The sequence below is a fragment of the Glaciecola sp. MF2-115 genome, assembly GCF_047250385.1.
In the GTDB taxonomy this organism is placed as follows: domain Bacteria; phylum Pseudomonadota; class Gammaproteobacteria; order Enterobacterales; family Alteromonadaceae; genus Glaciecola.
The window spans coordinates 257,932-283,213 of the sequence record NZ_JBLBVM010000056.1; the positions used below are offsets into that span (position 1 = coordinate 257,932).

Annotated in this window: 13 protein-coding genes; 3 read left to right on the top strand and 10 right to left on the bottom strand. The window is 39.8% G+C overall.

The features are described from left to right. Positions 1 to 11 precede the first annotated feature (11 nt). A complete protein-coding gene (locus tag ACKLNX_RS16360) occupies positions 12 to 683 on the bottom strand; it encodes a histidine phosphatase family protein (protein WP_411693639.1) in 672 nt (223 codons plus the stop codon). A 331-nt stretch (positions 684 to 1,014) separates the two neighbouring features. Here ACKLNX_RS16360 and hemN point away from each other — a divergent pair, with 331 nt between their 5' ends. Then, positions 1,015 to 2,397 (top strand): oxygen-independent coproporphyrinogen III oxidase, encoded by a 1,383-nt coding sequence (gene hemN, locus ACKLNX_RS16365; protein WP_412973120.1) that lies wholly within the window; start codon positions 1,015 to 1,017, stop codon positions 2,395 to 2,397. A 3-nt stretch (positions 2,398 to 2,400) separates the two neighbouring features. Here the strand turns inward: hemN and ACKLNX_RS16370 are convergent, their stop codons facing one another. After that, positions 2,401 to 4,803, bottom strand: coding sequence for a zinc-dependent metalloprotease (locus ACKLNX_RS16370; RefSeq protein ID WP_412973121.1), 2,403 nt, complete (start codon positions 4,801 to 4,803; stop codon positions 2,401 to 2,403). Positions 4,804 to 5,019: 216 nt separating this feature from the next. On the opposite strand from ACKLNX_RS16370, the gene ACKLNX_RS16375 reads away from it, so the two are divergent. Then, the gene (locus ACKLNX_RS16375) at positions 5,020 to 5,424 is read left to right on the top strand and encodes a hypothetical protein (protein ID WP_412973122.1); all 405 of its coding nucleotides are present in this window, start codon (positions 5,020 to 5,022) and stop codon (positions 5,422 to 5,424) included. Between the two features lies 1 nt (position 5,425). Here ACKLNX_RS16375 and recD read toward each other — a convergent pair whose 3' ends face one another. Genes recD through recC form a run of 3 tightly spaced genes read right to left on the bottom strand, consistent with a single transcriptional unit; the run spans position 5,426 to position 15,037 of the window. Continuing rightward, positions 5,426 to 7,606, bottom strand: coding sequence for an exodeoxyribonuclease V subunit alpha (recD, locus tag ACKLNX_RS16380; protein WP_412973123.1), 2,181 nt, complete (start codon positions 7,604 to 7,606; stop codon positions 5,426 to 5,428). Positions 7,607 to 7,610: 4 nt separating this feature from the next. After that, positions 7,611 to 11,414 carry an exodeoxyribonuclease V subunit beta gene (gene recB / locus ACKLNX_RS16385; RefSeq protein WP_412973124.1) on the bottom strand — a complete coding sequence of 1,268 codons (3,804 nt, stop codon included), beginning with the start codon at positions 11,412 to 11,414 and terminating at the stop codon, positions 7,611 to 7,613. 2 nt (positions 11,415 to 11,416) lie between these two features. Continuing rightward, a complete protein-coding gene (recC, locus tag ACKLNX_RS16390; RefSeq protein ID WP_412973125.1) occupies positions 11,417 to 15,037 on the bottom strand; it encodes an exodeoxyribonuclease V subunit gamma in 3,621 nt (1,206 codons plus the stop codon). Positions 15,038 to 15,394: 357 nt separating this feature from the next. On the opposite strand from recC, the gene ACKLNX_RS16395 reads away from it, so the two are divergent. Then, a complete protein-coding gene (locus tag ACKLNX_RS16395) occupies positions 15,395 to 16,048 on the top strand; it encodes a dUTP diphosphatase (RefSeq protein ID WP_412973126.1) in 654 nt (217 codons plus the stop codon). A 164-nt stretch (positions 16,049 to 16,212) separates the two neighbouring features. On the opposite strand, the gene ACKLNX_RS16400 is transcribed toward ACKLNX_RS16395, so the two are convergent. The 5 genes from ACKLNX_RS16400 to ACKLNX_RS16420 all read right to left on the bottom strand — a co-directional run bounded on the left by ACKLNX_RS16400 (position 16,213) and on the right by ACKLNX_RS16420 (position 25,067). Further along, positions 16,213 to 17,352, bottom strand: a complete 1,140-nt coding sequence (locus ACKLNX_RS16400) for a porin (protein WP_411693631.1) — start codon at positions 17,350 to 17,352, stop codon at positions 16,213 to 16,215. A gap of 10 nt (positions 17,353 to 17,362) precedes the next feature. Then, the gene (locus ACKLNX_RS16405; RefSeq protein ID WP_411693630.1) at positions 17,363 to 17,773 is read right to left on the bottom strand and encodes a phosphate ABC transporter substrate-binding protein; all 411 of its coding nucleotides are present in this window, start codon (positions 17,771 to 17,773) and stop codon (positions 17,363 to 17,365) included. A gap of 246 nt (positions 17,774 to 18,019) precedes the next feature. Continuing rightward, the gene (locus ACKLNX_RS16410; protein WP_411693629.1) at positions 18,020 to 18,439 is read right to left on the bottom strand and encodes a phosphate ABC transporter substrate-binding protein; all 420 of its coding nucleotides are present in this window, start codon (positions 18,437 to 18,439) and stop codon (positions 18,020 to 18,022) included. Between the two features lie 137 nt (positions 18,440 to 18,576). After that, entirely contained in the window at positions 18,577 to 20,247 is a 1,671-nt protein-coding gene (locus ACKLNX_RS16415; RefSeq protein ID WP_412973127.1) for an AMP-binding protein, read from the bottom strand. Positions 20,248 to 20,414: 167 nt separating this feature from the next. After that, on the bottom strand, positions 20,415 to 25,067 hold the full coding sequence (locus ACKLNX_RS16420) for an EAL domain-containing protein (RefSeq protein WP_412973128.1): 4,653 nt from the start codon (positions 25,065 to 25,067) through the stop codon (positions 20,415 to 20,417). Between the last annotated feature and the right edge of the window lie 215 nt (positions 25,068 to 25,282).

The window sequence follows — 25,282 nt, forward strand, 5'->3', positions numbered from 1 at the left end:
TAATTAGTTACTTAACTATAGGTGATAAGTGATTTATGTTCAGGCAAATCTAAATGCCCAACATTATTGAAACTGCTTAATTGAATACCATCACGATTGAAGAAGAAGTGATTGATACTGGTGTTCTTGATCTGTAAATTGAAATTTACCGCTTTCTCGACGCTTAAGTCCAACATATGCATCATGGTTATAGCTATCGCACCACCGGAACTCGCCACTAGCACATTTTTACTTTCTGACTCACATATTCTACTTACCGCGCCGGCCACTCGAGAGGTAAAGCCTTCCCACGATTCCGATAAATCATGACCAATTTCTTGCTTTGACCAAGCGAACATCGCATTTCTTAGTAAACGATAGAATTCGGCACGTGGCGCATCATTTGCAGGTCGAGCCGCGGGGTTAACAGCCAAATAAGCCCCCACGACAGCATTGAAATCAAATTCATTCCAACCCGCATCGGTAATCACTGGAATATCGGTTTCAGCACCGAGCTGGATACCCGCTGCTGTTTCTTTATGCCTTCGCATATCACCCGTGACCACGTTGTCAAAAACAATATCGCGTTGTGCAAAATACTGCCCAAGCAATTTTGATTGTTGATGTCCTATATCACTCAGCTTGTCATAGTCTGCAGCACCAAAGGACGCTTGACCGTGACGAACCAGATACAATTGAGCCATTTTTTGTTCCTTATTTGAATTAACAAAATGTTAGGTGCTTTCTATGCATATGGGTAATTATTTGTCGTGATATAGGGTTATTCATGAAGTGTATGTTGCGAGTGAATGCTGCGAGTGAATACCGCGAATGAATACTTCAAATGAATACCGCGAATGAATACTTCAAATGAATACTGCGAATAATTACTGCGAATAATTACTGCGAGCACTTGCTAATAAATTCGCCCACGGAGCTTTTGCTTTTCGCAGTTAAACCTGTTCCAGATCAATTTTATCTCCGTTGCCTGCCATTATAATTCCATATCAATTCAATCATAGTGAAGATGAGAGCATGGCAACTTTAGAGTACTTCGATAAAAACGTTCTGAATAAATATAATACGGCAGGACCAAGATATACCTCCTACCCTACAGCGCTCTCATTCCAAGAAGAATTTACTGACCGTGATTTTGAATTCCAAATAAAACAAAACGCTACGGGTCAAAGTGCTCAGCATTTGTCTCTGTATTTGCATATACCGTTTTGCCACTCTCTTTGTTATTACTGTGGTTGTAATAAGATAGTCACCCGCCATAAACATAAGGCAGACCAGTATCTCGAGTTTCTATTTAAAGAAATTGAACACCGAGGCAAGCAGTTTGCTAATTACACAGTGACACAAATTCACTTAGGCGGCGGCACCCCGAGCTTTCTTGACAAGTCACAACTTGCTCGCCTTATGTCAACATTGCAGGCTAACTTCAATTTCAATTCTGAGCTTGAAGCCGGTATCGAAATCGACCCTAGAGAGATTGAACTAAGCTATGTAGATGACCTTGCTGATGTCGGTTTCAATCGTCTGAGTATTGGTGTTCAAGATATCAATCGTGAAGTACAGGAAAAAATTAACCGAGTTCAAAGCACTGAGTTCATTAGTCAACTCGTAGCGAGAGCCAAAGTTGTTGGGTTTGCGTCTATAAACCTTGATTTGATTTATGGTTTGCCGCTGCAAACAGCAGAAACTTTATTACAGACCTTGGAAAAAGTCGTCGAAATTGATCCCGACCGTATTTCATTTTTCAGCTACGCACATATGCCTCAAATGTTTGCAGCTCAACGTAAGATAAAAGATGAATGGCTTCCCAACGCCCATGCCAAATTTGATTTGCTGCGCCTTGGCATTGAATATCTGACAACTGCGGGTTACGTATTTATTGGAATGGACCACTTTGCAAAACCAAGTGATGAGCTAAGCAAAGCACTTGAGTCTGGGCATTTGCATCGAAACTTTCAGGGTTATACGCCTAAACAACATAATGCTTTGCTTGGTTTGGGTGTCTCTTCAATCAGTAGCATCGAAAATATGTATGCGCAGAACGATAAAGACTTGCAAAGCTACTACAAATCAATCGACACGAAAAAATCGGCTTTAGTAAAGGGCCTCGTTTTGAACCGAGATGACCAAATACGCAGAGCCGTTATCCATTCCTTGATGTGTAATTTTCAAGTCAATAAAGCCGAGATATCAGAACAGTTTGATATCCAGTTTGATGATTATTTTGAGGGCTCAATTAGTGATTTGAGTGGATTTGCATCGGATGGTCTTATCGATATCAGTGACACTCATATCAAAATTGCGGACCGTGGAAGACTTTTAGTCCGCAATATCTGCATGAGCTTTGACCAATATTTAACTCAGCCAGCGCATCAAATGCGCTATAGCCGAGTTATATAATAACTAGATTGGAGAACCTGGCGGAAGTGCTTTAAGCGCAAAGCTACCTAGCCATTCATTGGTAGTCCAGTAATGCTCAATGTATTTAAGTAATACTTTGCCTTGAGTACTGCGATCTTTTTTCTCTAGCCACTTCTGATAGCTGAGTAACTCGGCCTGCATAGCTAACTTAACTTCAGGTGACAACTGCTCTGCTTTTAACACATCGAAGAAAATGCTCAATGCGACGTGTTTTACACGCTGGTTAAGAACATCCTGCGAGCGAGTTTTAATGAGTCGGTCGAATACTAGGTTAATCAGTTTTTGTACGCTAGGAATGCTTTCATCAGTGCTATGTTGATAAGCTAATCTATTCAACCTCACTGGTTCTAGTAAGTTACTTAGTGAATAAGCAGAAGCGGCTTCAGCGGCACTCACTGGGTCAAAGGCAATCCCCATTCTTCCCTTAGTACTTTCTCTATTGCGGTTGCTGCCATAAGCTTTTGGGTTTATCAACTTTACTAAGCTTTGCTCAAGCGCTAAGTAGTCTGCGGAGGCTGAATCCACTACTAATTCAGCGGCTTTCAATTGCAAGTCTCCCTCAACGAATGAGTTCCCTTTCAAAGCAGTACTTGGTTCCTTTTGTTCATATTCGTATTTCACGCCTGAAACCTGTTTAACCAAGGCATCTAGCTGGAAGCGGTGCGAGTAGTAGATTGGCACAAGTCGCTCTTCCAATGATGACAAGTCAGCACCTACTGGCAATGAGTTTGCACCGAAGCGCGACAAAGCAAATTTTCTTAGCTCACTAACTCGTTTGAATTCATCAATTGGGCTTTTACCATTGTCCCAAAGATGACCATCGCTTGAAGCTCGTTTAGCAATTCTTGCATCAGGGTCTGACTTATATAGGAAACCAGATTTTCTCGCTTCAGATACCAAACGACTCAAAGCTTCACTCTCATCTTGGTTTGCGAAGTCTTGATATCCATAAGCGATTACGTATTTATCCCATTCACCGATACCTTTGGCATAAGCATTCTCAAGTGAAACTTCGCCATCTTTTAAGGTAATGAGAGGATGCGGATAATCCATCACTGAGGCGCGGTCATTTTCACTGGCAGCGAAGTTGTGAGCGATACCGATTGTATGACCAACTTCATGTGCTGACAATTGTCTAATTCGATCCAAAGCCATCTCTAACTGTGCATCGGTATTTGCCTTTTCACCATTCTCTTTGGTAAATGGACTGGTCATCCCCAAGGCAATTAAATAGTCTTGTCTAACGCGCAATGAACCAAGCGTCACATGGCCTTTGATAATTTCGCCAGTACGTGGATCAATCACTGAACTTCCATATGACCAACCTCTTGTTGCTCTGTGCACCCATTGAATAACGTTGTAGCGCACATCCATTGGATCTGCTCCTGTAGGCAGAACCTTAACTTGGAACGCGTTTTTGTATCCTGCGGCTGAAAATGCTTGATCCCACCACAATGCACCTTCACGCAACGCAGTCATCACTGGCTCTGGAATGCCCGGATCTAAATAATAGACAATTGGTTCAACTGCTTCACTCATAACCGCGTTAGGGTTTTTCTTTGCTAAACGATGACGAGGAATAAACTTCTGTTCCATATCCGCATCTAAAGGTGCTGAATAGTCATAATAGCTATGCTTCCAAAATCCTGAATAGGGATGGAAAGCTCGCTTTTTATAGCCATCGTCGGGCAGTGCTATAAATGAGTGATGTAAATGCACAGAGACACTGTTCGCATCTGGTGTAACTTGATGAATGTATCCACCTTTCGCGTTGCCAGCAAAAGTGACTAAGGCCTCTAGCTCTGTGTTACGTTCAAAGGTTTTCGTTTTCGGTAAATAAACACCTGAACGCACGGGGTCAAGCTTATAAGAACCTTGCCCTGTTCGCTCTAAAGTATCGCTGATGCCATGTACATCAGAAAATAGGAATGTTGTGTAATCTAGATAAATTTTGCCTTTCGATTCGTAGGCAACTTCGAAGCCAGCAATCACCGAGTCAGCAAATGCTTCATCAATGCTTTGGCGTTCTGCAATATTGGTAGAGCTTGCTCGATAATCAGTATTTAGTTGCTTTAACAATACTTTATTTCCGAAACGTTGGAACTGAACGAGACGTGTTTCCCCCAACTGGCCTCTATCTAAGCCGATATCGTTAGAGCCAATACCTTGTGGAAGACTACTTTGGAACAATATTTGTTGGTTGAGTTGTTTTGCATCGAGTGCTAAATACACCTTATCGTCACTATTAGAATAAACGATATCAATAAAGCCATTCATGACTTGCTTAGATTTTAGAAATTCTGATTTTTCTTGTGCTTGGACTAAAAGCGAACTCGCTATTAAGGCGATTAAAAAGACAGATTGAATCCATTTGGTAAAAACCATTTAGTGCAACTCCCACAATTCTCGTTGTTAACTTGCTATTATTTGTATCATTGCTTGATCTGCATCATCAGTTTGCGAGCTTATTTACACTACACTAAGGTCCACTTACTATTGCAGAAAACACCACTGTGTTTATTCATTCAAGCATTTGCCAAGTCAATAAATTCTAAATACTGGTAAATGAAAAATACTATCGGTGTTCGAAAGAGAGAAACTATGCCCCACTCAGAGGCTAATGACAACTTAGAACACACGTCTAATCGCCAAGTTTTATCTTTGGTTGCAGACGAAAGTTCAAAAATAGTATTATCCGATCGTCCTGTCTTCGGCGCAAACCTTACGTTTAGAGAAGATATAGGCAATTTGGTCAACAACATCGTTTATCCGAGTCAAATTATCGGTTGGATAGATTATTCACAGTTAACAAAGCTCGCTTGTTTAAATCATCAACAATATTTTGCCGCTCAACACTTTATTCGTGTTCATCAAAACCAATTATTTTTCTCTAAAACAGTGCGAATCCATAGTGTTAATCAAAACCTAAAAGCATCAAAAACAATTCTCACCTTTTCCTTATGTGTGCCATCTGGTCATGCAAAAATTATCAAAATCCACAATTAAATTAGCTAAGTAATTTTCTCTTTAAGCCACTGAATCGAGTTGACGTATTTTCAATACAAGCTTTTAGAACCGCTGTATTTGCAATTAATCCAATACTTGTCTGCGCCCTTGTTACACCTGTATACAGCAATTCTCTACTCAAGTGCTGAGCACTTTGTGCGCTAGCGCTCCCTTTCAATGAATTAGGCAGAAGAATATCCACGTGCGCAAATTCTGAACCTTGAGTTTTATGTATGGTCATTGCATAAACCAATTCGAAGGCGGGCAAGGAACTTACACTAAATGAAATATGCTGTGACGCATTTTCTGGGTCATTAAAGCATGCACGCAGTTGACCTTCGTCATTAGACCAAATTACACCAATATCGCCATTGAATAGCTTTAAACGATAGTCGTTTTGCACAATCATAATTGGCATACCTCGATACATATGGCCTGCATCGATATGAGTGAAGCGTTTACGTAGCTCTTGTTCAATTTGTATGTTTAAAAACTCCGTACCTAAACGGCCTTTTTTAGTACCAGAGAGTAATCTGTATTTTTGCAATTGAGCTATTGCCTCAAGCGCTGAGTTACTTTCAAATATCGGCTCATACTGTTGCGCGATATGTTCAATTAAGGCCGGTTTTAATACACCTGTTTGAGTATAAGCTTCTTCATGCCAACTAATGACCTCATCGCTCATAGCTAGACTCATTTGCTGTGCAGTTTGCTCACGCTCATTTCGCTCACGTTCATTCTGATTGCTTCGAGTTTGTGACCCGAATTCAATACTTTTATATGCCGAAATATGTTTTATAAATTCTTTAGCGTCGCCTTTTAGAATGCGCTTTGCCATGTTCCCTATTTCACTTTGAGAACGCATGCTTTTTTGCAGAAATGTGACGTGATCATATTGAATTGTCTGGCTTGCTGGCTGTTTACTCAACAACGCTTCTTCAGGCCCAATAGGGAAACTCGAAACGACTTGATTCAGTATTTGCGCATGTTGAGAAGAATAAACACAAGAGAAATCATTTGAATGCGCGGCCTCTTGCCAATTATCTTGGTTAACTAAATCCTTCAATAAGCCGCCACTTTCAACCGAAGGTAGTTGGTTGGCATCTCCTATCAACACTAGCTTTGCGTCCTTGGGTAAGGCGCGTAATAGCTTCGCCATCATCGCCAAGTCGATCATTGAGGCTTCATCTATCACTAGAAAATCACAATCCAATTGTTTCTTTTCGTTGTACCTGGGCTCAATACCATGCATGCCAAGCCCTAATAGGCGGTGTATCGTTTTCGCCTCTATCATTGGCTTCAACAATTCTATGATGGATACGACTTGTGAATGTTGGCTTTCGTTTGCTTTACTTTCGTTTGCTTTAATTAAATTTGAAAACTCGCCAAGGATAGATTCATTTAGACGCTGAGCAGCTTTACCTGTGGGGGCTGCTAGCAATAACCTTGTGTTACGTGGCATATTGCGTTCTTGAGTGAAAAGCCAGGATAGCAGTAACCTTGCCACCGTATAGGTTTTACCGGTGCCCGCTCCGCCGCTGATTATCGACGTTTTTGCTAATAGGCCATTCAGTACAGAGATTTGTTGCCAGTCAATGCTTTTATTCAATTTATTGGGGAATAAGGCGGTCCAAAGGTCGCTTGAACATGTTTGTAAAATCGCGTTCTGGTAAGTTTCATTACTCTGCCGCTCCTTGAAAAAGGCTGCGACAATATCTTCATAATTTGCATAACGCGCCGTATATAAACAGCCATGTTCCCAAACAATATCCTTCCTAGCGGAACAAATATCATAGAAGTCTTGAATGATTAACTGAAGCCTTTCTTCATCGATAAATAAAAAGCCATCCTTTGCATTTCTGTCATTCTCTTCTGAGGAAATCAATTCCTGATCCTGCTCTAGCTCGGCCCAATACCTTTGCTTTGCGATAGCAGATATAGTCAGGCAACTGTGGCCCTGACGTAAGAAATACGAGAGAGCAATGAGTATATGAAACATTTGAGACAATGAGTCTTGCTCAGTAAAGAAAGTATGTTCCGGTACTGATTCAAAGCGCTTGGTAAGTGCGTTTGTAGCAAAGTAATAATCAATAGACTGCACATCTTGTAAAGTAAACAAACATTCACTGCAGCTCGCATATCCGATCTCTTTTACCAATTTGTTTGGAAGTGAAAATAGCATGATTTTAAACCTCCAGCTTTTCAGGGCTAAACAACTCTTCAAGCTGTTGGATAAATTGAAGCTCTATTTTATCGAAGAAAACTCCGTATGACTCACCATCAAGCTGAAAATCTGGCGACATACCTCGTAAATAGAGGTAGTACACACCACCAAAATGCTCTTCAAATGAGTAGTTTGGTAATTGTTGCTTCAAATATTTATGCAGTGCCAAAGAATATAGTAAGTACTGCAAGTCGTATAAATGTTGCTGATTATTCTTATGCATATGCTCTGTACTATATTCTATTGAAGAATCTCCTAGATGCGTCGATTTGTAGTCTGCAACATAGTACTTGTCATTCTTTTCAAAAATAAGGTCGATAAAACCATGCATCATGCCGCTAAGCTCGGGAATGTCTGCCATGTGAATTGGAAGAGCAAGCAAGGCTCTTTGCTTTTGAACATGTTGTCGATACTGATGCAGAACCTTTGCGACATCTCGCACTTTTAAATTTGGCATAGGAAAATAAAACTCAGCCTCTCTCAAGGTGCTGGATTTCCCCAGTTCAGCTAGACAAAAGTCCTTATTAAGTGGTGTTTTGAGGCAGCTTTCTAACCAGTCAAACAATGCAATGCATTCATTTTCACTTAATGCATGATACTTGGACAATGCAACACTTGAGGATTCATCCCAATTTGGGTCGGTAAAATCAACATTTTCCAGTATATCGTGTAACAAATTCCCAGTATCTGCGCCTTTTTCAAGCTGATACCTAATCGCTGACTTGTCTTCGTATTTGCTCTGTGGTGTCTCGTTAGGAAGTTCTACACCAATGGACGAATGCTCACTTGCCGATTCAATGGCGTGCAACGAGATTTGATTGGGCTGTGCAAGGTCATAATGACCCACACTGTTATTCCTTTGAAAGCGCGATAAATTTGAGAATGAACTGATTAGCCATGCAGATCGCTGAGATAATGTCGCATCTACATATTCAGGCAACATGATATCGCTTTGCATCTCATATTGATTAAGTGCTTGCGGCCGCACGTTTACATCAGCAATAGAGCTTTCATCAACTGTTTCTAGCCATACAGGTAATAAAGAATGTGGCTCTGCATCTAGTGCCTTACAATCATTCAATACGCCACTTGGAATTCCAAGAGCAGTATTTAACGCTGATTCGCTATTACTGACATCGTCCACTATTCCTAAATAACAACGATGCTCTGCACGCGTAACAGCCACATATAATAAACGCATCCTTTCAGCATTTTCTTGCTTAGTAAACTCATCTAAACTCAATTGAGTTGCACCAAGCTGATACTTCGTTTGCTTATTTCGTATATCTTGGTATTTAAAATGTTGAATGGTGCTTGTGTTTCTTTTGCTAGGATCTTTATATTTATTCCCGAAAGGCACAAATACAATTGGGTACTCCAGCCCCTTGGAGCCATGCTGTGTCACAATCTTTATTAAGTTTGCGTCACTTTCTAAGCGCAATTGCATCTCTTCATCGCTAACATGATCGAATATCTGATGACTGAGCCACGCTAATTGCTGCTCAGGTAGCTTATTTAGGACTGCATTCTTTGCCATCGCTTCAGCTAAATGCATCATATTCGTTAAACTGCGCTCAGCGGCATTCACAGGAGTATAATTCTCCTTTATCAAGCCCAATAAAAGGCTGAAAATACCCTGTTCTTGCCATTTCTCTTTAAACTGAAAGCATGCAGTGACTAGCTTATCCCACATAGGGTGCATCAAGTCATTATGCAATTCAGCAAGTTGAGCTTGAGCTTCACTGACATTGCTATCTTTAAATAAAACTCGACTTAATAGCGAACTGTTAGCGCCAGCTACCAATATTGAGCGGTTAGTGCTGTGTAAAATGGCATCGAGCACGCGGTACAACTCAATTGCTTGAGGCGTTGTGAATAAAGGCGTTTTATCACTCAAATAGACTGCCGAGAGACCGACACCGTCAAGGCTGTTCTTCACCAAAGATGCTTCGACCTTGTCTTTCACTAAAATGGCGATATCCGCCGGTACAACAGCTTCATCGCCAATTTTAGCATCCGATAGTAAACGTAATATTTCTAAAGAGCTCCATTCTAATACTTGCTCTTCCAATTCCGCTTTTTTGCGTTTTGAATTAGTTGGCGAACCTGCCTCTAGCGAGCCATCAGTCGATAACATATATGTCATTGCCGCTCGTGAATTCAGAGAATCGGAAAGTGGTGAAGCGGCCGCTTTTGCTTTCTCAGTAGAGTTTATTTTTTCATAATGAATATCAAAGCCAAAAACTTCTCGCGCTTGTTCTTCTTGCAGAGAGTGTCCCCAAAAGAGTCGATTGTAACCCTGCACCATGTCTGAGCTAGAGCGCCAGTTTGTATCCATAAACCAAATGTAATCTGCATCTTTTTTGGCAGCGAGGTACACAAAGATATCGCCTCCTCGGAAGCCGTAGATCGCTTGCTTTGGATCACCAATCATTAGTAAAAGACTATTTTTATCAGCCTTAGGATAAAGTAAATCGAGAATTTGATATTGGTGGCGATCTGTATCTTGGAATTCATCAACTAAGGCGACTGGAAATTGCTTTCGAATAGCGTCAACTAGGTTTGTACTTTGTTTCTGTAGTGCATTTGCAAAAACACTGATGAGATCATCGAATAAGACAACATGGGCTTTTTGCTTCGCCTTCTCTATTCGCTCTCGAATGCTATAAATTCCTTGCTTAACGACCGACAATATCTCAACTAACTGTCCGCGTTGTTCAAGGTTTTTTATGCTTTTATCGAGCGATTTTTTTAAATCTGTTCGGAATAACTTTAATGGCTCAAGCAATTCCTTAGATTCTGCAGAAGATCGAAAGCGATTACCATTTGTAAACGTACCCATTTCCGCTGGGGTAGTTAAAAGCCGCACGAGTTCTTCATGACTCATATTAGTTTGATTTAGCTTTGAACCTGCTCTCGTCTTGTCGATGAAGTCTAATACCGGAATGAACCAATCGATTAATACCTCCCATTCTGCCGAGCGTTTAACTTCGTCTTTATGACCATTAACTGAGGCATTGAAGAAAATACTTTTATTAGCTTTTAAATCATTAAACAGTTCTTGAATTAACTCTGCACTTTCCTGAATGTGCTTCTTTAGGCTTTCGCATTCGTCAAACTCAATATCAGCCATAGTCACTTCTGATAAAGTTAAATCAGAACTAATTGCCGACCTAAATTCACTAAAGAAATTATCTGGAATGTGCCAATTTTTAGAACTCAGCAAGGCGAACTCGTGTTCATTTTTACTGAGAACTCGCAGGTAATCTTGCACACTTTCCAGAATCAAATCGGACGAATCTGTTAGTAACTCAAGTTCCAAATCGGCGTTAAGTGAAACCGCAAATTGTTTTAAAACCCGCTGGCAAAAACCATGAATAGTAAAGATAGACGCTTCATCTAAAGACAATAATGCCGCCGTTAATAGTGCATCCCCCTCATCTATACCAACACGCTCAATCATTGTTTGCGTGAATTCAGAGGGTTTGCCTGAGCGCCATTCGTTATGGATTTCAAGTAAGAAGGCTGCAACGCGGCTCTTAATCTCTTCGGTCGCTGCACGCGTGTATGTCATTACAAGTATTTCCTGCACCGACAATTTTTTCTCGAGAATTAAACGTGCATACAAGCGAGTGATGTTAAACGTTTTACCGGTACCAGCACTTGCTTCGATCAAATGACGGCAATTCAATTCTAGCGCTAGGGGATCCAAGTTTTTAGGGAGCAAACTATTAGCTTGCGTAGAACCAAGATCTGATTTAACCATGCTTAGTCCCTCCCTACCGATGTTTTACTTGAATTGCTCTTTTTTAAGACCATATGTCTTTTCATCGGCTGATAAATGGTCAACAAGTCGCGAATTGTGTCTCTATCTTTTTCGATAGCATTAGGGAAGTAATGGATAAAGTATTTATCTTCAACAAATTGTGACGAAAAATTTCCTGTTTCAAAAAATGCTGACCATCGATTGGCAATTTCTGGATGCTCAAAATAGGTATCACAGTTTGCAACCAAGGGCTCAAACTCTTTATCTGATTTTATGCCTGTTATTAGCTTTTCTGCGAGATCTGGTGAGAGTAATAAGGGTTCTTTTACACCGCGCTGGTAGATGTCTATTAGACTTGCTAAATATTCTTCCGCCTGCTGTGCACTTAGCGCCGTAAATTGTATGGTTTTTATTGAAACTTCATTTTTCTTTGAATCTTTAACCATACAAAGTGTGTGAGTGATTAAGCCAGCGTTCTCTGAGTTATCTGAATTATCTGAATTTTCATCTTGTAAGCCATTGTCTTCGATTGCTTGCTGTGCGCAAACAATAAGATGCTTGATCCAAGCTCCAATAATGTGTCTGTTACTATTGCCACTTAAGCTATAATCCAAAGCACCATTGCGATTGGAGAGCTCGATACTAAAGTCGATATGATTGTTATCTATCACTAGCTGCCCACTTATTGCGTCATCGGACATATAATTAGATAATTCATTTGCGAGTAACAAACTAGAATCTGATGTTTCATCAATTAACACAGCCGTGTTTGGATCGTCAGGAAACTGACCTGACAATATTAAGCTTTTCTTCAAATCATCTAAGCTCTTCTGCGTTTCAGCCTCTGACAATTCTGCATGTTCACATTCTAATAAACAGTCAAGAAAATCCGCTTTCATCGCATAGACGGACAAGCCTCCTTCTTTAAATGGCTCCACGTCAGACAAGTTTGATTGAATATCATCTAACCACAAACCCTGAGTGTTATTAGCAAAGAACTGAAGTGGCTTTTTGAAGAAGCGAATCATATCGTCCATTCTTATGTGCTGTTTAGCAGTCTCGCTTGCCAATGGCGTAAGATTAGCGCTTTGCTCTACTTCCTCACTTTCTTTTTTCAGATTTGGCCCAGCTTCACCACGACTTTCTTCACCTTGGCTTTCTTCACTACCTTGTAAGCTAGACATCAGCCGGTACCAACCTTTATCGTAGTTGCGCTGTATTTCTGCTGTATTAGCATGTTCCTCACTATTACTGACAAATCCTTCAATACTAAAAGGATGCAAAGGCTGTTGGCTAACATTGTCGAAGTCGTGATGGCTTTTTAGATACGCAAGAAACTCGCTAAGTACTAAACTTGGCTCTCTGACTTTATTGTCCCGAATACCCTTTCCTTGATAACTCAGGTATAGCGCTTTTCTAGCAGATAAAATGGCTTCGAGAAATAGATAACGGTCATCCCCTCTTCTGGACCGATCGCCAATTTCTCTTCCTAAGTGATTGACTAAATCCATATCAACATAGTTAGATTGCCGAGGAAATTCACCGTCATTCAAGCCTAAAACCGCAATGATTTTGAAGGGTATACTGCGCATTGGCATCATAGAACAGAAGGTAACTTGCCCGGTCATAAATTGGTTTTGGCTATCGGGTGAAGTAAAGGCATTTTGAAGCGCTTGGCGCAGAGTTTGATAGGACCATAAACGCTCTGATGACGCAGTCACATTGTCTAAGGATGACATCTGATAATGCTCAAAAAACTGCCCCAAGGTTTTAGTAATTGTCTGAGATGCGTATTGCTCTACCGTACTGGCATCAAATAAGTTGTCTCGCATTTCAAATAAATACGTTTTCCACTCATCCATAGTCCGTTGGCGTTTTAAAGAATGACCATATCCCGCCAGTTTTTCTAAAACATGCAGCAATTTGCCAAAGGTGACGGCAAGCTGGCCTTCTATTTCATTTAAGGCTAGAAGTGTTTCATCAATTAACAAGTCATTGTCTGCGTGGCTGAAACCCTCAAGTAAGCGGGACATACCCCAATGCCAGGTAAACACATCATTTGCTTTATCTAAGCCTAATATGATGGATTTATGTTCAGCATCTAAACCCCAATGAATGTTTGATTGATGGACCCAATAAGCAAATAAATCAAGCTCTGCATCATTAATGTCATATTTATGCATAACTGCAGGTAGATGCAGGAAACTAAGCAGTTCTGACACATTGAAACGACTGTCAGGTAAGCTCATTAATTGCATGAAAGCCGAAACCAAAGGATCTGCGTCCAAAGGGTTTCGATCAGCGATAGTGCATGGAATGCGTTTTTGTTGAGACGTATTTAGCTCGGTAATACTCTTACCAAATACCGCCTCTATGTAAGGAGAATAATTCTCGATAGCTGGGCACATCACTAACACATCACGGGGGCTTATATTGTCATCCAGACTAAACTGCTCGAGCAGGTAGTCATGCAATACTTGCACTTCTCGCAATGCACTATGACAGGAACGGACCACAACAGAATTGTCAGACTTGCCGCTTTTTGTCTCGGAAACTGCAGACGCGTTATCAGTTTGCCCCTGCAAAATATCAAGTTGAATATCGTGCAGTAAACTCGAAGAGATACTCTCACTCTCGTATTCAGTATCAAACGCACTTATTTCATAGTGCGTCGATTGAGACAACAAATTAAATAAATCTTTACCTTGTTGACCAAAGTTTCTTAACAAAGGATTGATAGCTTGCTGCTCTATCCAAGCATCTATTTTCCCTTGGTGTAACTGTCGTGCTAAGGCGCGATCTGAAACGGCGTCCCCCCAATAATCGACACAGGGATTTAAATGGAAGAAGTGAATCTGTGTGTACTTCGCTATTTCATTAAAAAATGCCAAGGTTTGCGGTGCCATCGTGTTTATAGCGAAGAAATACACTTCTGACGGCAGGACATCGCGCTTATTCTCTAAAGCCTCCAATGCAAGTAACTGCAATCTCACTGGGTGATTAGGTTCTTCTTTTGCTAACTCCCGCCAAATCCAGCGTTGCCAAGCCTCATGTTTCAGCACGACATTGCTTTGTTCGAACTCTTGTTCAAGTTGGGATAGGGATAGAGATTGAACTTGTAGTTTAGAAAGAGATTCAGTTTCACTGTTTGAACCATTCTGTTCATTAGCTCCACGTTGAGACTTGCTTGACCCTGTGACAACAGACTCGCCCTTTTCCCACGCTAACAACCATTGTGGTCTGAACATGAGATATTGTTCTAAGGTGTCGGCAATCAACCTGCTGATGTTAACTCTTTTATATTCGGCGTTTGCGGTACTTTCCTCTTGCCAATATTCAATTAAGGCGGCCTCAAAATTCTGTTGTTTAAATGCCTCTGAGTTTAGCAAGCGTTCAATTCGCCATAGCATCACTTCACGTTTATAGGTGGATTGCATCGGCACCTTGTCATGCCCCAGAATATCGCGACATAATTGCCAAACGTAACGCGTCGGCATTGGGTATTCAATATTCATCGCTATGCCGGCATATTCAGCCAATTGCAGGTTCAACCAATGTTGCATGCCTGTGCTTTCAACCAAAACTGTTTTTGGCTGCAATATAGGCTGTTGACTGTTGCTCATAACAGCTTGCAAAAGATAGCTTAAATGCTCTAATTTGTTTGAAGGATAGAGTGTTAACAAGGCTGATTATTCTTATTATTAGTAAACTATTATTGCATATACTATGACACGAATACGCAAAGCTTAACACTAGGACATGATAAAATAAGCGTACTTATAACGGGATGATTTTTTGCAAAGCAACACCAATTTTAGCAGCAAATAAAGTATAAAAACTGCAGTTAAAGCGCTACACTAGCGCTGCTTATTACCATTGCGTTCACTGCACCAATTATATTCAACGATAAAAGTTGTGGTGCGCATAAATCAACAAGCTCTAGGCAGCTTCTCAATCAATATAAAAACAAAGGAAGATTGATGTTAACCAACACCCAACTCAATACCATGCTAAATCTCCAAGATGGAATGAATATAAAAGTGAACCCTCAATGGTTAACTGCGGGTTATAGCTATTTAAGAGCTGCCATGATTGAATCAGTCGAAGCTATAGAGCATCACGGTTGGAAATGGTGGAAAGCTCAAAAGCTGGATTTACCCCAAGTACAAATGGAATTAGTAGACATTTGGCATTTTGCATTATCGCATCTTATTATTCAGCACAATGGCGATATTGATGCAGCGGCAGATGCCATTGCAAAATCTCTACTTGAGTCTCACACAGAAGTGACCTTTGATGGCAATACGATTAATTTTAGTAACGCCACACTTGTTGAAAACTTAGAATTAATGGCTGGTTTATGCATAGCTAAACGTTTTGATGTGCCGCTTTTCTTAAAGATCGTTGAACAGGCTGAGATGAATTCAGATGCCCTATTTTCTCAATATGTGGGTAAAAACATTCTAAACTTCTTCAGACAAGATCACGGTTATAAAGAAGGCACTTATATTAAAATATGGGATCAACGTGAAGATAATGAACATTTAGTAGAAGTACTAGATTCAACAAACAGTCAATTAGATAATTACGCTGACGTGATTTATCAAGAGCTCGAAAAGCGCTATCCAAATTAGTTTGGTTACTGCCTAGAGCAATTAGAGCCTAGAGCAATTAGTGCCCAGAGCAAACAATTACCTAGTCGGAATAATGCCCCAGAACGAAAAATGGCTACTTACAGAGTAAGTAGCCATCGCGCGACCAAGTACAGCTGTTCATACAGCTACACTATGAAACACGTTTAAAAAACGTAGTTGATTGCAAATCGTAACAAAGTGTCTTCTTCTTCACTAATATCATTAGTGAATTTAACGACATCCGCTTTCAATGCAACATTTGTATCTAAATCATACCTAACACCGGCAGATAAAGTATTATCTTCAGATATTGCAGGCATTTGGATGCCAACAACTAGCTGTGTTAATGCTGGTTGGAAAGGAGCTGGGAAGCCACCTATATCAGATAGAAACTTAGGACCGTCATTTAAATCAGACTTTTCATAAGTAATAAACGGAGTCCATTTTCCAGTGCGAATTCCAGCAGTAATATAAAAGTTACTCTCATCTTGATAAAATGATTGATCAATTTTAATGCCTGTCATTTCCGCAGCCACAAACCAATCATAAGAGTCATATTCCAAGCTTAAACCATAGAAAATACCCGTATCATCATTCGCGTTCAACTTATTACTTAATTCTGGAGATATTTGTGCCAACAGACTTAAAGGGCCATCTAAATCAGGAATATCGAAAGTTGCTTTAGCCGTTGCGTAAACACCTCGGAATTTCCAATTTTCATAAGTAAACTCACCCGTTAATGAAATAACATTATCAATTTCTAAGTTACCATTCGCGCCGCCTAGAGTGAATTCATTCTCAATTTTTCCCGCGGTGACCTGGAATGTATATTCTAAATCGCCTGAATACCCAGAGTAATCAACTTGCACACCATCAATGTTATTGAACGGAACCGCATAGATTGATTGCGGTGCAACAACCCAGTGGTAAGAATAACCGACATCCAAAGAGGCAGAGTATCTAAACAATGGCATTCTTAGTCGACCCGCTGAAACACTCGTATTATCTGATGTTTGATAGGTAATGTAAGCCCATTCGAAGTTCGCATCGTAGCTATCATTACCGCGCGCAACCAATTGCCCAGTAGCTGTCATTTTGTCGTTGATATCACCACTAACTTGAATAGCGAACAAACTTTGTGAACCAAAACTCACGCGATCATCATAACCATAAAGGCTATCGTCACTGCTTGTGATACCACCTGTTAGGTTAGCAAAACCATTAATTCTAAGATCTGCTTGTGCTTGAAATGTTGCTAGAACTGCAACTGCAACAACCGATAAACTTTTATTTAAATTTTTCATATTCACGTCCTTACATTTCGACGATTTTAACAGCATCTGTTACAGACGCTTTATCAACATAACCAATCACACTTAGATTCTTTGACACTAAATCAATTACTTCTGCATCGTTGGCTACTTCTTTCGGCGGAATGCCTTTACCTGTAAATACTAGTTTTGACCAATATGCTGAAACTTGACTTGAACTTCTGCCAAGAACTGCTTGGTCGAAATCTTGTCTAATTTGTGTGTCTGCACCTTGATTTACCGCGATAGTTTCATTGCCATCCGCAAACTTCTTATCTTTACCTAAAAATATACGTTGGACGGTTTTAGAATCTAGCGCATTTGTATTTGCAGGGTTTACCACTACGACAAGTTCTGCTAATGCGGAGCTTGCGGCAAATAATAAGGTTGCTGCTAAGAGCGTTTTTTTCAACATTATTGAGCTTCCTATTTGGTTTTTATTATTAAAATAATAATCTTAAAAACAGATTGAAACTCAACGAACAATAAGAAATTACTGGACACAGACGTTTCCTGTTTTCAGTGAAACCGCTCATCCATTTTCGACTTTACTTGTTTAATTTTGGAGCAACAACTCTGATCCATTGCAGACCGCTCCGTATACAATTTTGTTATCGGCTAGCTGACGATTAATTCAACCCTAAGCCTATTAACTTAATACCTACTTCGTCATAATGACTTTTACTGCATCAGTCACTGAAGCGCTGTCTACATATCCAATCGCATTAACATCAGCTTCTATTGCCACTAAAACGGCTTCATCATTCGCAGCATCTGTTGGTGGCACCCCTTTACCTGTAAAAACAAGCTTGGACCAGTAAGCAGATACTTGACTAGAACTTCGACCTAATACTTGTTCGTCGAATACACTTCGTCCTGCATTGTTAGTAGTTAAGTTAATTGGAACAGCCTCATTACCGTTACTAAACTTCTTTTCTTTTCCCAAGAATATCCTTTGCACTGTTTTTTCATCAATTTCAGCATCGTTTGCTTTATTAACTACGATGGAGAGTGATGCATTTACAGTAAAAGAACCCATCAGAAAAAGAAGACTAGTAACCAACACTAATTTCTTCATCATGTTTTATCCAATATAATTCAACAAGTTCATTATACTGTTCTCACCACTCGTTTATGTATTAGTTAACATACGTAATTATATTTTTTGCACAAAAAAAAGGCAGCTAAAGCCGCCTTTTTGAGCAATTGGATTGCTAATTAATCATTCCAAACGACATCGTCATCATGGCTGCCTAGGATTGTAGACTTAAACTTCTCTTCAATGACATGGCGTTTAACTTTCAAGGTTGGTGTCAACAAATCGTTCTCTATTGACCACTCTTCTTTGAAGATAACAATTCTGTCTAATCGTTGATGACTTTCAAGACATAGGTTTGTAGCTTCAAGAGTTGCTTTGAGACTTTCAACAATACTTTCTTTATTGTGAGTTCGAGCTTCTTCGGATAGCACAAGTAAGGCTATTGGCTGAGGTAAATTGGTGCCCGTAACGCAAACCTGTTCAACAATAGGGTTTTCCATCAACATTGCTTCAATTGGAGCGGGAGCAACATATTTACCTTTTTCTGTTTTGAATATGTCTTTTAGGCGGCCAGTGATTTTTACGTAACCTTCAGAGTCTATCACTCCTTTATCACCCGTTCGTAAAAAGCCGTCATTAGTAAATACACCTGCTGTTTTCTCTGGTTCTTTGTAATAACCAACCATGTTGCATGGAGCGCTTACTTGAATTTCACCATCTTCAGCAATTCTAACTGTTACGCCGTCATAGGCCTTACCGATACAACCAATTTTATCAACTCTAAAAGGAACACTACTGGTGCCGTAAGCAGCATTTTCAGTCATTCCCCAACCTTCCGAAATATCTACGCCTATTGTATGAAACCATTCAATAGTGGCTGGTGCTAATGGCGCCGAACCTGAAGCCCATAATCTTGCTGAGCCTAAGCCTAATTCATTGCGTATTTTTTTCGCTACTTTCTTCCCAACAAGCGGGATACTGAGCAAGAACGAAAGCTTCTTTTGAGGGATTTTAGCTAATACACCTAATTGGAATTTTGTCCATAAACGTGGAACGGAAATAAACAATGTGGGCTGACACGCTTTCACGTCTCGAGTAAATGTAGCCAAGGATTCGACAAATCTAATCTGCATTTTTGAATAAAAACTTGCTAGTTCAACTAATACGCGTTCGGTAATATGAGCGAGCGGTAAATAACTGACAATTCGGTCGTCTTCGCCGACCGATAAAGCGGTCAATGAATTTCGAGCAGCCCAACATATGGTTTGATAAGTATGAACAACGCCTTTTGGTTGTCCTGTGCTACCAGATGTGTAAATGATAGTCATGATCTCATTCATATCTGGCAATGGACTTTCAGCCATTGGTGCTACATTAGTGAACTCTTCCCACGGTGTGCCAGCTGCATTAGGATAAGGCAAGCCAACTTTTTCAATAGTTGCAGGAACGGCGTCTTCTTGCGCTTGCGGGTTATCAAGCAAACCAACGAAAATGAGAGGACAATCGGCATGTTCTAGCACGTAACTAATGGTTTCTTTGCCGGCCGTGGAGAAAATAGGTACAGACACGTGACCAGCCATCATTATACCAAGATCGACAATAGCCCAATGAGCACAATTTTTGGATAATATAGCTATGCGACTGCCCTTTGGATAATTTCTTGCTTTTAGCGCGGCAGCGACCTTGCGGGCTTCTCTGGCAGTTTCAGCCCAGTTGAATGTTAATTCACCATTTGCTGTAGGTTGCGTCATGTAATGACAATCAGGCGTTTCTTTTTCCCACTTATAAAGCATTGATAAAGGTGAAACCACATTTTCTTTTGGGATCAAGTTGGCATTATCTAAAGGCATATTCCGTCCTATCTTTTCAGATTTATTCTTATCGCTTTAATAATGCGTGAATACTAGGAATATACAACTAATTTTTGAATAATTGATGCAGGAATTTATTGTTTCTTCGATTGCTTTGTTAGACTTACTGTCAATAAAAATGGACTATACACCGCAGTATATAAGGCTTACTTTGTCGATTTAGCACTTTCACTTTCGAGGTCAAACTTATTGGACCAGTCTTTTTGTAACAATTCATAACAATGTGCTTGATCAACTGGTTTTGAAAAGTAGAACCCTTGTAAATAACGGCAATTTGTCTTACCAAAATACTCAACTTGCAAACTCGTCTCGATACCTTCCGCAACTGTATCCATATTCAACATTTTAGTCATAATCAAGGTCGACTCAATAATAGATTCGGTTCCTTTATCAACGTTTATGTCATCTACAAATGACTTATCAATTTTTAATACATCAATAGGGAAATCTTTTAAATACCGCAAACTTGAGTAACCAGTGCCATAATCATCAAGAGATATCTTGAAACCTAAGTCTCGCATTTCTTGCATGTAGTCCATGGTGTTGTCGTTATTATCGACTAACAAGCCTTCAGTAATTTCAAAGCGCAAGCATGAGCTTGGTAACGAATGCTCTTCTAGCAATTGCAGTATTTTTTCAAAGTCAGGTCGCGTAGAAAATTGCTTTGCCGACAAGTTGATTGCCATGTAACCTTCAAACCCCTTTTCATACCAGCTAGCCACATCAGCTAAACCGCGCTCGATGGCTTTCATCGTCATGTCAACGATTAAGCCTATCTGTTCTGCAATAGGAATAAAGACACCCGGAGATATAAATTGCTTATCACTTTGCCAGCGCATTAGCATTTCGAAACCTACAGTTTTCTTGCTATGCGTATCAATAATTGGTTGATAAAAGTTTTCAAATTCATCGCGAGCGACTGCAACTTTTAGCTTATTTTGCAGCAACATATCCTGTTGAACTTTCTCATTCATCGTCGCTGTAAAGTGCTGGTATCCATTTTTACCTAGCTCTTTTGCACTGTACATTGCAACGTCAGCGTTCCTTAATAAACTCTCGGCATCGAGTGCATCATCAGGATATACTGCGATGCCCGCGCTAGCAGAGACGCTCACTGAGTGACTGCCTAAGAAAATAGGCTGTTCAACCAATACTAATAGCTCAGCAACAAGCTTGTTTACGCTCTGGATCTCTTGAGTTTCTTCTAGCACAACAACGAATTCATCACCGCCTAATCGAGACACGATATCATTGTCTCGAAGTTTATCTTTTATGCGCTTCGCAATTTCTATAATGACTTTGTCACCCGCTTGATGACCAAACGTATCGTTGATGGGTTTAAAGCGATCTAAATCGATAAATATAACGGACAAACTTGTACTGTGTCTTCGTGCATACAAAATTGCCTGTTTTAATTTCTCTATCAATAGAGTTCGGTTAATTAGCCCCGTTAGTACATCGTAGTTGGCCAACCTTACTAAACTCGTTTGCGCCTCTTTTTGTTCTGTAATATCGGTTAATATTACGAGGTAGTACACGACTAATCTTTCATCGTTCTCATCTGCAATGGCATTAACATCAGTAAGGGTTGTAATTTTTTTGCCGCTGACGACAAACTCAAGTTCAGTTTTCCAATGTTCCCCTGGTTTTAAGGTCGCTAATTTAGAGAGGAATTTGTGCTTCATCCCATCTTGATTATTAACGATATACATCAGCTGAGCACTAAAGTCAGTATCCTCATTAATTTTGAACGCTTTGTAGAAGCTCGGATTCCCGCCCAATGGCTGCTTATCTCTATCAAAAATAAGTACCCAATCGCGTGTATGTTTAAATGCGTCACCAAACAGCTTCAAGCGTTCTTTGGAAGCGACGCTATCCGTAACGTTAGTATATGTTCCCGTAACAGTAATGACTTCATTAACCACACTAGAAATACTTCCAGCATCTCTAAACCACAAATACTCACCGTTTGCGTGCTTCATTCGGTATGTATTATCGAACTGTTCCTCTTCGCCTCTGATGAACTGTCGCCAAGCAGATAAATATTGAAGCCTATCAACTTCATGGATAAGTGATAAGTGCTTTTCAAAGTCAACACTATTGCCACTATCGCTATAACCTAATTCATTTTTTAATCTGCGTGTTTCTATTATTTGATTATTTGAAGACCACTCCCAAATATCTGAATTACTTGCCTTTAATGCACTGGTTAGCCTGTTATTATATAACGCAATTTGGTTATGAGCGGCCGCTAAATGAGCTCTAATTCGATTTCGTCTCATGACGAATAAAAGAATAATAAGACAAATTAACACTGCATAAATTGTCAACGCCAAAGGTGACGTCAAAGGTGCATATTTGACTCGTATAAATAATTTAGCAGTCTGTGAAGATGTGTCGCTTCCCCCTACCTCAAAAATCTCTAAAGTATGATTTCCAGGGCTAAGCATAAACAACTCAATTTTACCGGCAACTTTAGCTGGGAAGTTAATTATTTTGTCGTTGCTAATTAACCGGTAATTAAAGCGTTCGGTTTGAACAGAACTAAAGTCCAAGGAGGAAAAATATACCGTTAGTCCAATATCATTATGCTCTAGGACGATTTCAGAATCGTTTAGATTGGTGAATGGCAAACTCAAATCTCTTGATGAAAGTTCCAATTCGGTAATTATTGGTGTGCTAAACTTTTTATTATGAAGCGTTGATACTTCACTCGGTTCAAAAAGCGTAATTCCCTTAGTTGAACCGTAAGCCAAACGGCCATCGGATAACATGGTAAAAGCACCATCATTAAACTCAGATGCCGACACACCTTGCATGTATTGATAGGACGAAATATCGAGTGTCTCAGTGGAAAACTCATGTATGCCGGAATGTGATGAAAACCAGAGGTTATCTTTGTAATCCAGTGCCAAACCGTAAATAAGATTAGTAGGTAGTATATTTCCGGAGTTGTATTCGCTTATTTGGGTAAAATCATTACCATCTAATTGATACAGTGCTTTACCGGCATAGGAGAGCCAGAAGTTATTTTTAGTATCCCTTAACCAACTGTTGGGGATCATGGATAAAGAGGCGCCGGATTTCTTGATGGAGTGCAGAACCATTGGTTTTAGTGTTTCAGTATTAATTCCTATTAGAGCCCCTGCACCACTCAGCATTAAGTTCGAAGTTCGAATGTCATAACCGAGAATTGAATCAATAGTCCCTAAATTGATATCTTCATTGCTCAGGTCAATAAATTCAGCTTTCATATCTTCTGTATTAAAGCGAATTAACCCTGTGTCGGACAGTGACCATATTGTTTTGCTCCCCTGAAGTGCGATGCCATATGAGTAGCTGTCAAAAAGTACCTTCTGCTCTGAGTCTAAGTTCTCAAGTATTTTTAATTTTAATGTGTGGGTGTCAAAAATTCGCAGACCACTGCCTGTAGCTAGCCAAAGCTCGCCATTGTTTAAACCAATAATTTGGAGGATATAAGATTGATCATAAATGTTTGTATCAACACTCGAGCTTAAAAAGCTCGTAATTTCATTTGTCGTTAAATCTATCTTATTTAAACCATTTGTAGTGCCTGCCCACAGAGTTTTCTCATTTTCTTGATATAAAGAAAGTACATTATTGTGACTGAGCTTATAGCCATCTTGTGTATTTAGTAAGTTAGAAATGGATTTAAATGAGGTACTTTGAGGTGTCCAAAACATGGCACCATTTAAATAGGAGCCAAACCAAACATTCCCATATTGATCAGTTTCAATCGCTTTAATGCTTTTGTCCGATATTTCTTCTAAGTATTGCTGCGGTTCAAATAGGAATGTTAAAGGGCTACCTGAAATATCCGTTTTGAAAAGGCCTTTGTCGGAGCCAATGTAAATGGTTTCGTCATCAAAGTAATGCAAGCTCCAAATATTGTGTGTGGCATTTATAGTGGTGGATGATGGTGTTGTCCAATCTCTAATGACAAATTGTTTTAAGGCTCCCAAAGGCATTGCATACAAGCCTTTAACAGTTCCGATCCACAGTTGGCCGTTCGGCATTTCTTTAAGTTGTTTGACGTTGTGACTATTGATATCGTTAAATTCATTTGAATCTTTCGGTAAAAACTCGACACTTGAAACTTGGTCGCTGACAAGATTTTTTGCTAACAAACCTGAGGATGTGCCAATAAGCAGCATGTCGCCACTTTTGAATGCCGTTCTAATAATATCTCTGTTTTCTATTTCCTCAGCGCCCAGCACAAATAAGGTGTTTGTTTCAGCTGTCTCGTAGCTGTATAAATCAACTTGATGGTTAGAAGCAATTAAAATATTACCATCTTCAGCTTCACTAATGTTCTCAGCGTATTGTGTCCATTCGGGATCATTCAAGTATTGCTCAGCAACAATACTCTTTGTTTCTCTGGTTTGTGGGTCTAATAAATACACCCCCGTTATACCAGTACTTATCCATAAATTTTGACGGCTATCTTCGAAAATATCATAGATTGGATTATTCAGTAACTGACCGTGTGAGCCCTGCACATGTATAACCTTATGACCGTCATATCTATTCAATCCTTCCTCATTTGCCACCCATAAAAAGCCCGAGGAATCGATGTGCAAGTCTGAAATGGTATTTTGAGTTAGTCCATTAGAAGTATCTAAGTGGAATAAACGAGGGTTATCTAAAAGAGGTTTTGTATTTGCATGTGTAAAACTTGAAAAAATGACGAGGAGGATCGCAAGACCGAATACTAGTCTCGGAATTTTACTAAGATGAGCGCCGACAGCATTAAATAGCTGATATTTACCCAAGCTCATCAACTTTTCCATTCCCTAAGGGTGTTATTAAGCATGGCGTAATTATGTTATTTACCTTGGTTGATTGTCAGTTCAAAAGCAAGTTTACGATATAAAGTGAAAGCGATGCTTTGACGATAAAATGTTCGCAACTTGTATAAGATGTAGACTATATGAAATGACCTTGCTTGTCATAATTCAAAATATACTTTCTTATTGCATTTCATACGCGTTGA

Coding starts and splice junctions, on each gene's coding strand:
- ACKLNX_RS16410 (WP_411693629.1), bottom strand. CDS start 18,439: ATGATGAAGAAATTAGTGTTGGTTACTAGTCTTCTTTTTCTGATGGGT.
- ACKLNX_RS16360 (WP_411693639.1), bottom strand. CDS start 683: ATGGCTCAATTGTATCTGGTTCGTCACGGTCAAGCGTCCTTTGGTGCT.
- ACKLNX_RS16415 (WP_412973127.1), bottom strand. CDS start 20,247: ATGCCTTTAGATAATGCCAACTTGATCCCAAAAGAAAATGTGGTTTCA.
- ACKLNX_RS16405 (WP_411693630.1), bottom strand. CDS start 17,773: ATGTTGAAAAAAACGCTCTTAGCAGCAACCTTATTATTTGCCGCAAGC.
- ACKLNX_RS16395 (WP_412973126.1), top strand. CDS start 15,395: ATGTTAACCAACACCCAACTCAATACCATGCTAAATCTCCAAGATGGA.
- ACKLNX_RS16420 (WP_412973128.1), bottom strand. CDS start 25,067: ATGAGCTTGGGTAAATATCAGCTATTTAATGCTGTCGGCGCTCATCTT.
- recB (WP_412973124.1), bottom strand. CDS start 11,414: ATGGTTAAATCAGATCTTGGTTCTACGCAAGCTAATAGTTTGCTCCCT.
- recC (WP_412973125.1), bottom strand. CDS start 15,037: ATGAGCAACAGTCAACAGCCTATATTGCAGCCAAAAACAGTTTTGGTT.
- ACKLNX_RS16400 (WP_411693631.1), bottom strand. CDS start 17,352: ATGAAAAATTTAAATAAAAGTTTATCGGTTGTTGCAGTTGCAGTTCTA.
- ACKLNX_RS16375 (WP_412973122.1), top strand. CDS start 5,020: ATGCCCCACTCAGAGGCTAATGACAACTTAGAACACACGTCTAATCGC.
- ACKLNX_RS16370 (WP_412973121.1), bottom strand. CDS start 4,803: ATGGTTTTTACCAAATGGATTCAATCTGTCTTTTTAATCGCCTTAATA.
- recD (WP_412973123.1), bottom strand. CDS start 7,606: ATGCTATTTTCACTTCCAAACAAATTGGTAAAAGAGATCGGATATGCG.
- hemN (WP_412973120.1), top strand. CDS start 1,015: ATGGCAACTTTAGAGTACTTCGATAAAAACGTTCTGAATAAATATAAT.